We start from the raw sequence: 12,692 nt of genomic DNA, 5'->3' as shown, positions 1-12,692 counted from the left end.
GAGGTGTAAAGCATGCCCACATTTAATCAGTTAGTACGTAAAGGAAGAAAAACAGTTGAGAAAAAATCAACTGCACCAGCGCTTCAAAAAGGATTCAACTCCTTAAAGAAGAAAGCAACGAATCTTTCTGCTCCACAAAAGAGAGGAGTTTGTACAGCTGTTAAAACAGCTACACCAAAGAAACCAAACTCAGCTCTTCGTAAAATTGCGAGGGTACGTCTTACTAACCAAATCGAAGTAACAGCGTACATTCCTGGAGAAGGACACAACCTCCAAGAGCATAGCGTTGTTCTTATCAGAGGCGGAAGAGTAAAAGACCTTCCTGGTACAAGATATCACATCATTCGTGGTACATTAGACACAGCTGGAGTAGCAAACAGAAAACAAGGCCGTTCCAAATACGGAGCAAAGAGACCTAAAAAATAAGTCGTTTAAGACATAAAGTGCCCAGACGGATACAGATATAACTCTGCGTGAAGCGGTTATAATATAGATGTAGCGGACCTGGAGCACGTAACGTACATTTTGTACGAGTACCGATGAGATAATTAATCCATTATTAAGGAGGGAAGAATCGTGCCACGTAAAGGACATGTTTCAAAAAGAGAAGTACTGCCTGATCCTTTGTACAATAGCAAGGTTGTTACAAAGTTAATTAACAATGTAATGCTTGACGGGAAAAAGGGAGTTGCTCAAAAAATCGTATACGGCGCATTTGAAAGAATAGCTGAAAAAACAGGTAAAGATGCTTTAGAAGCATTCGAAGAAGCATTAAACAACATTATGCCTGTTTTAGAAGTAAAAGCTCGTCGTGTAGGGGGAGCAACATACCAAGTACCAGTAGAAGTAAGACCTGACAGAAGACAAACATTAGGACTTCGCTGGTTAGTGTTATATGCTAGACAACGCGGTGAAAAGACAATGACAGATCGTCTTGCAGCAGAAATCTTGGATGCTATTAACAATACAGGCGGAGCTGTTAAGAAAAAAGAAGATACACACAAAATGGCAGAAGCCAACAAAGCATTTGCACACTACAGATGGTAATGATATACGAAAGTATATCATTACTCTACATAGAAATTGGATTCTTTGTAGATGTGCATAAAAGTTAAAAAACAGTAAAAACTACCGAAGTAAAGAAATAGATAAGTAGATATTACCAAAGGAGGAGTAACTTTGGCAGGAAGAGAATTCCCGCTTGAACGTACCAGAAATATTGGTATTATGGCTCATATTGATGCGGGAAAAACAACATTAACTGAGCGTATTTTATTTTATACCGGTCGTACCCATAAACTTGGTGAAAGCCATGAAGGCACTGCAACTATGGACTGGATGGAACAAGAACAAGAAAGAGGTATCACGATCACCTCTGCAGCAACAACTTGCCAATGGAAAGGTAATCGTATTAATATTATTGATACACCTGGTCACGTTGACTTCACCGTTGAAGTTGAACGTTCTCTTCGTGTATTAGATAGTGCTGTTGGTGTGTTCTGTGCAAAAGGTGGCGTAGAACCTCAATCAGAAACTGTATGGCGTCAAGCTGACAAATATCATGTTCCACGTATGGCTTTCGTAAATAAGATGGATATTATGGGAGCCGACTTTTACAATGCAGTGGCAATGATGAAAGAAAGATTAAATGCCAATGCAGTGCCAATTCAATTACCAATTGGTAAAGAAGAAACTTTTACAGGAATTATCGACTTAATGAAAATGAAAGCCTACATCTATAAAGATGATTTAGGAAAAGACATTTCAGAAGAAGAGATTCCTGAAGACATGAAAGAACAAGCAGAAGAGTACAGAATGGCAATGGTTGAAGCAATTGCTGAAACCGATGAAGAATTGATGATGCTTTATCTTGAAGGAGAAGAATTAACTGAGGAACAGTTAAAAGCAGCTCTTAGAAAAGCAGTAATCAATGTACAAATCATTCCTGTACTTTGCGGTTCTGCGTATAAGAATAAGGGAGTTCAAAGACTATTAGATGCTGTAGTAGAATACCTTCCTGCACCAACGGATATCCCATCTATTAAAGGGGTAATTCCAGGTACAGAGGAAGAAATCGAAAGACATTCTTCCGATGAAGAGCCTTTCTCAGCATTAGCATTTAAAATTATGAGCGACCCTTATGTTGGAAAACTTGCATTCTTTAGAGTATATTCTGGTACAATGAACTCCGGTTCTTATGTACTTAACTCTACAAAAGGCAAGAAAGAAAGAATCGGTCGTATCCTGCAGATGCATGCAAATCACCGTGAAGAAATTGATAAAGTATATTCCGGTGACATTGCGGCAGCAGTTGGATTAAAATTCACAACAACAGGAGATACCCTTTGTGATGAACAACATCCTGTTATCTTAGAATCCATGGTATTCCCAGAGCCTGTTATTTCTGTTGCGGTTGAACCAAAAACAAAAGCAGGTCAGGAAAAAATGGGAATTGCCCTTTCTAAACTTGCAGAAGAAGACCCAACATTTAGAACTTACACCGATAAAGAAACAGGACAGACCATTATTTCAGGAATGGGAGAACTTCACCTTGAAATTATTGTTGACCGTCTGCTTCGTGAATTTAAAGTAGAAGCAAATGTTGGTGAACCACAAGTTGCTTATAAAGAAACCATTCAGGCAGCTGCAGATGTTGAAGGAAAATTCGTTCGACAATCTGGTGGACGTGGACAATACGGACACTGTAAAGTTAGATTTGAGCCAATGGATGTTAATAGCGAAAAAACTTACGAATTTGAAAACAAGATTGTTGGAGGAGCTATTCCAAAAGAATACATCCCAGCAGTTGATAATGGTATTCAGGAAGCAATGCAAAGTGGTATTTTAGGTGGATATCCTGTACTTGGTATTAAGGCTATATTATACGATGGATCTTACCATGAAGTTGACTCATCTGAAATGGCGTTTAAGATTGCTGGTTCCATGGCATTTAAAGAAGCTATGAAAAAAGGTAATCCAGTTCTTCTTGAACCTATTGAAAAAGTTGACGTTACTGTTCCTGAAGAATACATGGGAGATGTTATAGGTGACCTTAACTCTCGCCGTGGTAGAATCGAAGGAATGGAAGCAAGAAACGGTGTTCAAGTTATCCATGCATTTGTGCCATTGGCTGAAATGTTTGGATATGCGACAGACCTTCGTTCCAAGACTCAAGGACGTGGTGTATATTCTATGGAATTCCATCACTATGAGCCAGTGCCAAAGAGCATTCAGGATAAAGTAGTAGCCGGTAGATCAAAGGCTGAATAGCATAAAAGGCTTGAAATAAAGAAAGACTTCAAATATAATTAATATTGATGTTAAGCAAATAAAAGGAGGATAATTTAAAATGGCAAAATCTAAATTTGAAAGAACAAAGCCCCATGTTAACATTGGTACAATCGGACACGTTGACCATGGTAAAACAACATTAACAGCAGCAATTACAAAGACTCTTCATGCTAGATATGGATTAGGTGAAGCTGTAGCTTTCGATAATATTGACAAAGCTCCAGAAGAAAGAGAACGTGGAATCACAATTTCTACATCTCACGTAGAATACGAAACTCCAAACCGTCACTATGCACACGTTGACTGCCCAGGACACGCTGACTACGTTAAAAACATGATCACAGGAGCAGCTCAAATGGACGGTGCTATCATCGTTGTTGCTGCAACTGATGGTCCTATGGCTCAAACAAGAGAACATATTCTTCTTTCCCGTCAGGTAGGCGTTCCTTACATCGTAGTATTCATGAATAAATGTGACATGGTAGACGATGAAGAATTACTTGACTTAGTTGAAATGGAAATTCGTGAATTATTAAATGAATATGAATTCCCAGGAGATGAAATCCCAGTAATCAGAGGATCTGCTCTTAAAGCATTAGAAGATCCAAACAGCGAATGGGGAGACAAAATTCTTGAATTATTCGAAGCTGTTGACTCTTACATCCCAGCTCCAGAAAGAGATGTTGACAAACCATTCCTTATGCCTGTAGAAGACGTATTCTCCATTACAGGACGTGGAACAGTTGCTACTGGTAGAGTAGAACGTGGAGTGCTTAAAGTACAAGACGAAGTTGAAATCGTAGGACTTTCTGATGAATCCAGAAAAGTAGTTGTAACTGGAGTAGAAATGTTCCGTAAATTATTAGATCAAGCGCAAGCTGGTGACAACATCGGAGCACTTCTTCGTGGTGTTCAAAGAGATGAAGTTGAAAGAGGACAAGTTTTAGCTAAACCAGGATCTATTACACCTCATAAAAAATTCAAAGCACAAGTTTACGTTCTTAAGAAAGAAGAAGGTGGACGTCATACTCCATTCTTCGCAAACTACAGACCACAGTTCTACTTCAGAACAACAGACGTTACAGGTGTTATCGCTTTACCAGAAGGCGTTGAAATGTGCATGCCTGGTGATAACATTGAAATGACAATTGAACTTATTGCACCAGTTGCTATGGAAAAAGGACTTCGTTTCGCTATCCGTGAAGGTGGTAGAACAGTTGGTGCTGGTTCCGTAGTAGAAATTATTGAATAATATAATATAAAATCACATCCCATTTGGGATGTGATTTTTTCAATTAACGAAGAAGATAAACAAGCTTCTTCAATTTTAGTCAAATAATTAAGTTTTTTTTACGAGCATGGGTAAATTTTCTAGTAGAAAAAAAGGAATTAATGAAAAAAACCCTTGCAATGCAAAGGATTTTATTGTATACTCATTAATGTTGTGACATTGAGAGCGATGATGTGAAAGGTTGCCGCAAAAGCGGGATAATTTTCACTGAGCAATGTCCAGTTCAAGAAACGGGGCGACAAGGTCACTGTACCATATCGAGGGAATTGCATTTTTAATGCATTTGTGTATTATTAGATACACCCGGATGAGTGTGCAGTCACCACTTGTCGTACTAAACTAAAAGTGCGAAAAGGAGGGGACTTTTTTTATGGCAAATCAAAAAATTAGAATTAGCTTAAAGGCGTATGATCACAAGTTAATCGATCAATCAGCTGAAAAAATTATTGAAACAGCTAAAAAGACTGGGGCAAAAGTAAGTGGACCTATTCCATTGCCAACTAAAAAAGAAGTGATTACTATTTTAAGAGCGGTTCACAAATACAAAGATTCCAGAGAACAATTCGAAATGAGAACTCACAAGAGATTGATCGATATTGTTGTTCCAACACCTAAGACTGTAGATGCTTTAATGCGCCTTGACTTGCCTGCAGGCGTAGATATTAAAGTAGATGTAAAATAAGTTTTCGGAAATAGATTCAGCATCAAAGATATAAAATCCAAGATATTGAATCTATCTAGGATGATTGTATGAATGTACAATCCGCTGTAGATTAATAGGAGGTGTAATAATGAAGAAAGCTATTTTAGGAAGAAAAATTGGTATGACTCAGATTTTCGATGCAGATGGCAAATTAATTCCTGTTACCGTTTTAGAAGCAGGACCTTGTGTAGTGGTTCAGAAGAAGACTGTTGAAAACGACGGATACAATGCAATCCAGGTTGGATTTGTTGATGCTAAAGAAAAGCATGTGAATAAGCCAATGAAAGGCCACTTTGAAAAAGCTGGCGTAGCGCCAAAAAGAAAATTAAAAGAATTCCGTTTGGAAGATATCAGTAGCTACGAAGTAGGCAGTGAAATCAAAGCAGATATCTTCGCTGCTGGAGAAAAAGTTGATGTAACTGGTATTTCTAAAGGTAAAGGATATCAAGGTGCTATTAAAAGACATGGCCAACATAGAGGACCCATGGCACACGGTTCTAAATATCACAGAGCTGCGGGTTCAATGGGAGCAAGTTCTTTCCCATCAAGAGTATTTAAAGGAAAGAAACTTCCAGGACATATGGGCGCTGTACAAGTAACTGTTCAAAATCTTGAAGTGGTACGCGTAGACGCTGAGAAGAATTTGCTTCTTATTAAAGGTGCGATTCCCGGACCTAAAAAGTCAATCGTATTAGTAAAAGACAGTGTTAAAAACGCATAGTTGACATTGTGAGAAAGGAGGAACTATAATGGCTAAAGTTGCTGTGTATAATATGAGCGGACAGCAAGTTGGAGAAATCGAATTAAATGATGCTATTTTCGGAGTAGAAGTAAACGAACATGTGCTTCATGCTGCAGTAGTACAGTACTTAGCAAACCAAAGACAAGGTACACAAAGTGCTAAGACTCGTGCAGAAGTACGTGGAGGCGGAAGAAAGCCTTGGAGACAAAAAGGAACAGGAAGAGCAAGACAAGGATCCATTCGTGCACCACAATGGACTGGTGGCGGTGTTGTATTTGCTCCAAAGCCAAGAGACTATTCTTTCAAATTAAATAAGAAAGTAAAAAGATTAGCGCTTAAATCTGCGTTAACCAGCAAAGTACAAGAAAATAAATTTATCGTTTTAGATGAATTAAAATTAGATGCAATCAAAACTAAAGAAATGAAAAAGGTTTTAGACAACCTGAAATTAACTAAAGCATTAATCGTAAATGATGATAAAAACGTAGTGTTATCAGCAAGAAACATTCCAGATGTAAAAACAATCTCTGTAAATAACATAAATGTATATGATATTTTAAAATATGATACATTTGTTGTTTCCAAAGATGTGTTGCAAAATATCGAGGAGGTGTATGCATAATGGCAGATTTGAAATATTATGATGTCATTTTGAAACCAGTTATCACTGAAAAAAGTATGAATCAAATGGCAGAAAAAAAATACACCTTCCTTGTGCATCCATCAGCAACCAAAACACAGGTAAAAGATGCTGTAGAAAGAATGTTTGAAGGTGTAAAAGTAGAAAAAGTTAACACAATTAATCAAGACGGAAAAATCAGAAGAAGAGGAATGACCTTTGGTAAAACTGCAAAAACCAAAAAAGCAATTGTTAAATTAACAGCAGATAGTAAAGAAATTGACTTTTTTGAAGGAATGTAGTTAATGAGTTGAAGAAACACCAGGGAACGTGTATAGAAGTTGAAAGGAGTGAATACGATGGGTATTAAAAAATACAATCCATATACCCCTTCAAGAAGACAAATGACTTCGTCTACCTTTGAAGAAATTACAAAGACCACTCCCGAAAAATCATTAGTGGTATCTTTGAAAAAACATTCAGGTAGAAATAATCAAGGAAAAATAACAGTTCGCCATCGTGGAGGCGGAGTTAGAACAAAATATAGAATCATCGATTTTAAGAGAAATAAGGATGGAGTTCCTGCAAGAGTAGCAGCCATCGAATACGATCCAAACAGAACAGCAAACATCGCGCTTTTACACTATGCTGACGGTGAAAAAGCTTACATCTTAGCTCCTAACGGCTTAAAGGTAGGAGACAAAATTATGAATGGAGAAAATGCAGAAATTCGTGTAGGTAATGCACTTCCTCTGCAATTTATTCCTGTTGGTACTACCATTCATAACATTGAAATGAAACCAGGAAAAGGTGGACAGCTTGTTCGTTCTGCAGGAACAGCTGCGCAATTAATGGCTAAAGAAGGCAAATATGCAACAATTAAATTACCTTCTGGAGAAACAAGACTGATTCCAATCACTTGTAGAGCAACCATAGGACAAGTAGGAAATCTTGATCATGAACTTATCAATATCGGTAAGGCAGGAAGAAAACGTCACATGGGAATCCGTCCTACTGTTCGTGGATCTGTAATGAACCCTAATGACCATCCACACGGTGGTGGAGAAGGTAAAGCACCTATCGGACGTCCAGGACCATCTACTCCATGGGGTAAACCAGCACTTGGATTCAAGACAAGAAAGAAAAATAAACCTTCAAATAAATTAATTATTCGTAGAAGAGGTCAAAAGTAAATTTAGATTTTTATAGCTTAATATAAGCTTGAAATCGGAAGGAGGAGCATTTATGGGTCGATCCCTTAAAAAAGGACCTTTTGCAGATGACCATCTGTTAAAAGCAATTGATGCAATGAACAAAAGCGGAGAGAAAAAGGTTATAAAGACTTGGTCTCGTCGTTCAACAATTTTCCCACAAATGGTTGGACATACAATTGCTGTTCATGATGGAAGAAAACATGTTCCTGTATACATTACAGAAGACATGGTTGGTCATAAATTAGGAGAATTTGCGTTAACAAGAACCTATAGAGGACACGGAAAAGACGCTGAAAAGAGATCAAAGGTACGTTAATTTTGATGGAAGGAGGGTCGCTTCATGGCTAAAGGACATAGAAGTCAAATCAAAAGAGCGAGAAACGAAAATAGAGATACAAGACCTAAGGCACATGTAAAATATGCAAGAGTATCTGCAACAAAAGCGAAAATTGTTCTTGATACAATAAAAGGTAAAGGAGCAGGAGAAGCGCTTGCTATCCTTGCATATACTCCAAGATATGCTGCAAGAATCATTGAAAAGGTATTAAAATCCGCGGTAGCAAATGCAGAAAACAATTATGGAATGGATGTTTCCAAACTTTATGTAGAAGAAGCATATGCAAACCAAGGACCAAAATTGAAGAGAATCCGCCCAAGAGCGCAAGGAAGGGCATATCGTATAGAGAAACACACCAGTCATATTTCTATTGTACTCAATGAAAGATAAGGAGGTAAGGTATGGGACAAAAAGTTAATCCCCACGGCTTAAGAGTCGGTATAATTAAAGACTGGAGCGCCAAGTGGTACGCACCAAAGAAGAATTTTGCCGATTTATTAATAGAAGATAATAAGTTAAGAACTTATGTTAAAAATAAATTATATGAAGCTGGAATTTCCAATGTTGAAATAGAAAGAGCGGCAGAAAGAGTAAAAGTGCATATTCATACCTCCAAACCAGGTATTGTAATTGGTAAGGGAGGAGCTTCTATTGAAGACTTGCGCAATGAGCTTCAAAAATTAACAGAAAGCAAAGTAATGATTAACATTGTTGAAGTTAAGAAACCAGAAGTTGATGCGCAATTAGTAGCAGAAAACGTTGCACTTCAATTAGAAAACCGTATTTCTTTCAGAAGAGCAATGAAGCAAGTAATGGGAAGAGCAATGAAAGCTGGCGCAAAAGGAATCAAAGTAGCATGTTCCGGCCGTTTAGCTGGTGCTGAAATTGCTCGTACAGAACATTACCATGAAGGAACTATTCCTCTGCAAACATTAAGAGCGGATATTGACTATGGATTTGCAGAAGCAAATACAACTTATGGTAAGATCGGCGTAAAAGTATGGATTTACAAAGGTGAAATTCTTCCTCAAAGAGCTAAAAAGGAAGGGAGCGATGAATAATGTTAATGCCTAAAAGAGTAAAACACCGTAAGCAATTCCGTGGGCGTATGAAAGGTGAAGCAACCCGTGGAAACAAAATCACTTATGGTGAATTCGGACTTGTAGCAGAAGAACCAAGTTGGATCACTTCCAATCAAATAGAAGCTGCTCGTATCGCAATGACAAGATATATTAAACGTGGCGGTAAGGTTTGGATTAAAATATTCCCTGACAAACCGATCACACAAAAACCAGCAGAAACTCGTATGGGTAAAGGAAAAGGCTCTCCGGAATATTGGGTAGCAGTAGTAAAGCCAGGCAGAGTAATGTTTGAACTTGCAGGAGTAGCAGAAGAAACTGCAAGAGAAGCTTTACGTCTTGCAATGCACAAGTTGCCAATTAAATGTAAAATTGTATCACGTGCAGAACAAGAAATGGACGGTGATAGTAGTGAAGAGTAATGTATATTTAGAAGAATTACGCAATAAAACGTCAGAAGAATTACAGTTAGAATTAGTTTCTGCTAAGAAGGAATTGTTCAACTTAAGATTTCAAAATGCAACCAATCAATTAAACAATACAGCAAGAATCAGAGAAGTGAGAAAAAACATTGCAAGAATTCAAACAATCATTACACAACGTTCCAATGGATAATGATTGTTACGGAAGGAGGAATTCACTGTGGGAGAAAGAAATCTTCGCAAAACATTAATCGGTAAAGTAGTCAGCGATAAGATGGATAAAACCATAGTTGTAGCTGTTGAGAATAATGTTAAGCATCCTTTATATGGAAAAATCGTGAAGAGAACATATAAATTAAAAGCGCATGATGAAAATAATGAATGCAAAGTTGGCGATCGCGTAAAAGTTATGGAAACAAGACCACTGTCCAAAGACAAGAGATGGAGATTAGTATCGATCGTAGAAAAAGCAAAATAATGTCTCGACTCGAAAGGAGGGTATATTATGATTCAACAAGAAACCAGATTAAATGTTGCAGACAACACCGGAGCAAAAGAACTTTTATGTATCCGAGTTTTGGGCGGATCCAAAGTAAGATATGCGAGTGTTGGAGATATAATCGTTGCTTCAGTTAAAGATGCAACACCCGGTGGTGTTGTAAAGAAAGGCGACGTTGTTAAAGCTGTTGTAGTTAGAACTGTTAAGGAAGTTAGAAGACCAGATGGTTCCTACATTAAATTTGATGATAACGCAGCAGTTATTATCAAAGAAGATAAGAATCCAAGGGGAACTCGTATTTTCGGACCAGTAGCAAGAGAATTAAGAGAAAAGAAATTTATGAAGATATTATCCTTGGCACCAGAAGTACTATAAGGAGGTGTTTTGAGTGAAAATTAGACTTAAAAAAGGCGATACAGTTCGAGTGATTACTGGAAAAGACGCCGGAAAAGAAGGCAAGATACTGCATGTTGACCGTAAAAATGGCCGTGTAATCGTAGAAGGCGTTAATATGATCACAAAGCATAAAAAAGCTAATCCAATGGGACAGGGCGGAATTATTCACCAAGAAGGTCCTATTCATGTTTCCAATGTAATGTATGTGCATAACGGAAAGCCTACAAGATTGGGAGTTAAAGTAGTAATGGAAGAAAGAAACGGACGTCAGAAAGCAGTTCGCTATAGAGTTGCAAAATCTACTGGCGAAGTGATTGATTAAGCATCGGAAGGAGGGTAAGCTTTGAGTAGAATAAGAGAAATGTATGAAAACGAAATTGTAGATGCAATGATGAAAAAGTTCGGATATAAAAATAAATTGGCAGTGCCCAAGATTGAAAAAGTGATCATCAACATGGGAGTTGGAGAAGCAAAAGACAATCCAAAAGTGCTTGAAGCTGCTGTAAGCGATTTAACTCTTATTGCAGGACAAAAACCTGTAGTAACAAAAGCTAAAAAGTCAGTGGCAGCATTCAAAATCCGTGAAGGAATGCCTATCGGATGTAAAGTAACACTCCGTGGAGAAAGAATGTATGATTTCATTGATCGTTTAATCAACTTGGCGTTGCCTCGTGTTCGTGACTTCAGAGGAGTTAGCCCTGATTCATTCGATGGAAGAGGGAACTATGCATTAGGAATCAAAGAACAATTGATTTTCCCTGAAATAGAATACGATAAGATTGATAAAGTAAGAGGTATGGACGTTATTTTTGTTACCACAGCAAACACGGACGAAGAAGCTCGTGAATTGTTGAGATTGTTTGGAATGCCATTTAGAAAGTAAAAAAGGAGGGTAACGAATGGCAAAAAAGTCTATGGTGATTAAGCAACAACGTAAGCCAAAGTATTCAACAAGAGCTTACAATCGTTGCAGAATCTGTGGAAGACCTCATGCATACTTGAGAAAATTTGGTGTATGTCGTATTTGCTTTAGAGAATTAGCATATAAAGGTCAAATTCCAGGTGTTAAAAAAGCTAGCTGGTAAAAAAGGGGAAGGAGGTACATTCAATGACAATGAGTGATCCAATTGCAGATATGCTCACAAGAATCAGAAATGCCAATATCGCAAAACATGATACAGTAGATATACCTGCATCAAAAATGAAACAGGCGATTGCAGATATATTATTAAACGAAGGATATATTAGAGGATACGAAATCATTGAAGATGGCGCAAAAGCTACAATTCGTATCACATTAAAATACGGAAAAGACAAAAATGAAAAAGTTATTTCCGGTTTAAAAAGAATTTCAAAACCAGGCCTTAGAGTATTTGCTGGTAAAGATGAACTGCCTAGAGTATTAGGTGGGCTTGGAACAGCAATCATCTCTACAAGCAAAGGTTTATTAACTGACAGAGATGCCAGAAAATTAGGCGTTGGTGGAGAAGTTGTTGCATTTATTTGGTAATAAAATATGAATAATGATGAGAGTGTAATAAGCTTAAGGAGGTGCAACCATGTCACGTATTGGTAAATTACCGATTACAATTCCATCAGGTGTAGAAGTAAAAGTTGGTGATGGAAATCTTGTAACCGTAAAAGGGCCAAAAGGAACCTTAGAAAGACAATTATCCGCTGAAATCAATGTAGCGGTTGAAGATAATCAAGTAGTAGTAACAAGACCAAGTGATCTTAAAAAGCACAAAGCACTACATGGTTTAACAAGAACACTGGTTGCCAATATGGTAGAGGGAGTAACAAATGGATTCTCTAAAGTATTGGAAATCAACGGTGTAGGATACAGAGCACAAAAACAAGGAAAGAAATTAATCTTATCCTTAGGATATTCTCATCCGGTTGAAATGGAAGATCCTGAAGGTATTGAAAGCACAGTAGACGGAAATAAAATCATCGTTCGTGGAATCGATAAAGAAAAAGTTGGCCAATATGCAGCCGAAATTCGATTCAAACGTCCTCCAGAACCTTATAAAGGTAAAGGAATCAAATATGAAAACGAAGTGATCAGAAGAAAAGAAGGTAAAACCGGTAAGTAATAG

At 37.6% G+C, this 12,692-nt stretch carries 21 protein-coding genes; all 21 read left to right on the top strand.

Annotated elements, in window-relative coordinates:
- Positions 1-12 precede the first annotated feature (12 nt).
- The 21 genes from rpsL (at position 13) to rplF (ending at position 12,689) form a co-directional block, all read left to right on the top strand.
- Positions 13-426 (top strand): 30S ribosomal protein S12, encoded by a 414-nt coding sequence (gene rpsL, locus JOD07_RS00985; protein ID WP_158739807.1) that lies wholly within the window; start codon positions 13-15, stop codon positions 424-426.
- Between the two features lie 150 nt (positions 427-576).
- Positions 577-1,047 (top strand): 30S ribosomal protein S7, encoded by a 471-nt coding sequence (gene rpsG, locus JOD07_RS00980; RefSeq protein WP_158739806.1) that lies wholly within the window; start codon positions 577-579, stop codon positions 1,045-1,047.
- Positions 1,048-1,179: 132 nt separating this feature from the next.
- Complete coding sequence (gene fusA / locus JOD07_RS00975; RefSeq protein ID WP_204611661.1) at positions 1,180-3,270, top strand: elongation factor G; 2,091 nt, start codon at positions 1,180-1,182, stop codon at positions 3,268-3,270.
- A gap of 79 nt (positions 3,271-3,349) precedes the next feature.
- A complete protein-coding gene (tuf, locus tag JOD07_RS00970; RefSeq protein WP_204611659.1) occupies positions 3,350-4,543 on the top strand; it encodes an elongation factor Tu in 1,194 nt (397 codons plus the stop codon).
- 409 nt (positions 4,544-4,952) lie between these two features.
- The gene (rpsJ, locus tag JOD07_RS00965) at positions 4,953-5,264 is read left to right on the top strand and encodes a 30S ribosomal protein S10 (protein WP_158739803.1); all 312 of its coding nucleotides are present in this window, start codon (positions 4,953-4,955) and stop codon (positions 5,262-5,264) included.
- Positions 5,265-5,373: 109 nt separating this feature from the next.
- Positions 5,374-6,006 carry a 50S ribosomal protein L3 gene (gene rplC / locus JOD07_RS00960; protein ID WP_158739802.1) on the top strand — a complete coding sequence of 211 codons (633 nt, stop codon included), beginning with the start codon at positions 5,374-5,376 and terminating at the stop codon, positions 6,004-6,006.
- A gap of 28 nt (positions 6,007-6,034) precedes the next feature.
- The gene (gene rplD / locus JOD07_RS00955) at positions 6,035-6,649 is read left to right on the top strand and encodes a 50S ribosomal protein L4 (RefSeq protein ID WP_158739801.1); all 615 of its coding nucleotides are present in this window, start codon (positions 6,035-6,037) and stop codon (positions 6,647-6,649) included.
- Complete coding sequence (rplW, locus tag JOD07_RS00950; RefSeq protein WP_158739800.1) at positions 6,649-6,948, top strand: 50S ribosomal protein L23; 300 nt, start codon at positions 6,649-6,651, stop codon at positions 6,946-6,948. The genes rplD and rplW overlap by 1 nt, the downstream gene beginning before the upstream one ends.
- 57 nt (positions 6,949-7,005) lie before the next feature.
- Positions 7,006-7,839 carry a 50S ribosomal protein L2 gene (rplB, locus tag JOD07_RS00945; protein ID WP_158739799.1) on the top strand — a complete coding sequence of 278 codons (834 nt, stop codon included), beginning with the start codon at positions 7,006-7,008 and terminating at the stop codon, positions 7,837-7,839.
- Positions 7,840-7,891: 52 nt separating this feature from the next.
- A complete protein-coding gene (gene rpsS, locus JOD07_RS00940; RefSeq protein WP_158739798.1) occupies positions 7,892-8,176 on the top strand; it encodes a 30S ribosomal protein S19 in 285 nt (94 codons plus the stop codon).
- A 24-nt stretch (positions 8,177-8,200) separates the two neighbouring features.
- Positions 8,201-8,587 carry a 50S ribosomal protein L22 gene (rplV, locus tag JOD07_RS00935; RefSeq protein WP_158739797.1) on the top strand — a complete coding sequence of 129 codons (387 nt, stop codon included), beginning with the start codon at positions 8,201-8,203 and terminating at the stop codon, positions 8,585-8,587.
- 11 nt (positions 8,588-8,598) lie between these two features.
- A complete protein-coding gene (rpsC, locus tag JOD07_RS00930) occupies positions 8,599-9,258 on the top strand; it encodes a 30S ribosomal protein S3 (RefSeq protein ID WP_158739796.1) in 660 nt (219 codons plus the stop codon).
- The gene (gene rplP, locus JOD07_RS00925) at positions 9,258-9,698 is read left to right on the top strand and encodes a 50S ribosomal protein L16 (protein WP_158739795.1); all 441 of its coding nucleotides are present in this window, start codon (positions 9,258-9,260) and stop codon (positions 9,696-9,698) included. The genes rpsC and rplP overlap by 1 nt, the downstream gene beginning before the upstream one ends.
- Positions 9,688-9,891 (top strand): 50S ribosomal protein L29, encoded by a 204-nt coding sequence (gene rpmC / locus JOD07_RS00920; protein WP_158739794.1) that lies wholly within the window; start codon positions 9,688-9,690, stop codon positions 9,889-9,891. Before rplP ends, rpmC begins: the two co-directional genes overlap by 11 nt.
- A 27-nt stretch (positions 9,892-9,918) precedes the next feature.
- Entirely contained in the window at positions 9,919-10,176 is a 258-nt protein-coding gene (rpsQ, locus tag JOD07_RS00915) for a 30S ribosomal protein S17 (RefSeq protein ID WP_158739793.1), read from the top strand.
- A 27-nt stretch (positions 10,177-10,203) separates the two neighbouring features.
- Positions 10,204-10,572 carry a 50S ribosomal protein L14 gene (rplN, locus tag JOD07_RS00910; RefSeq protein ID WP_158739792.1) on the top strand — a complete coding sequence of 123 codons (369 nt, stop codon included), beginning with the start codon at positions 10,204-10,206 and terminating at the stop codon, positions 10,570-10,572.
- A gap of 19 nt (positions 10,573-10,591) precedes the next feature.
- Positions 10,592-10,915: a 50S ribosomal protein L24 gene (gene rplX / locus JOD07_RS00905; RefSeq protein WP_158739926.1), complete on the top strand. Its 324-nt coding sequence runs from the start codon at positions 10,592-10,594 to the stop codon at positions 10,913-10,915.
- A 21-nt stretch (positions 10,916-10,936) separates the two neighbouring features.
- On the top strand, positions 10,937-11,476 hold the full coding sequence (rplE, locus tag JOD07_RS00900) for a 50S ribosomal protein L5 (protein WP_158739791.1): 540 nt from the start codon (positions 10,937-10,939) through the stop codon (positions 11,474-11,476).
- Between the two features lie 16 nt (positions 11,477-11,492).
- The gene (locus tag JOD07_RS00895) at positions 11,493-11,678 is read left to right on the top strand and encodes a type Z 30S ribosomal protein S14 (RefSeq protein ID WP_158739790.1); all 186 of its coding nucleotides are present in this window, start codon (positions 11,493-11,495) and stop codon (positions 11,676-11,678) included.
- Positions 11,679-11,701: 23 nt separating this feature from the next.
- Positions 11,702-12,103, top strand: a complete 402-nt coding sequence (gene rpsH, locus JOD07_RS00890; protein WP_204611656.1) for a 30S ribosomal protein S8 — start codon at positions 11,702-11,704, stop codon at positions 12,101-12,103.
- Between the two features lie 49 nt (positions 12,104-12,152).
- Positions 12,153-12,689 carry a 50S ribosomal protein L6 gene (rplF, locus tag JOD07_RS00885; RefSeq protein ID WP_158739788.1) on the top strand — a complete coding sequence of 179 codons (537 nt, stop codon included), beginning with the start codon at positions 12,153-12,155 and terminating at the stop codon, positions 12,687-12,689.
- The last annotated feature ends 3 nt before the right edge of the window (positions 12,690-12,692 follow it).

Source organism: Defluviitalea raffinosedens, from assembly GCF_016908775.1.
Lineage (GTDB): Bacteria > Bacillota > Clostridia > Lachnospirales > Defluviitaleaceae > Defluviitalea > Defluviitalea raffinosedens.
Note: the sequence above shows the minus strand (reverse complement) of the source record. Positions and strands in the feature narration are given on the sequence as shown.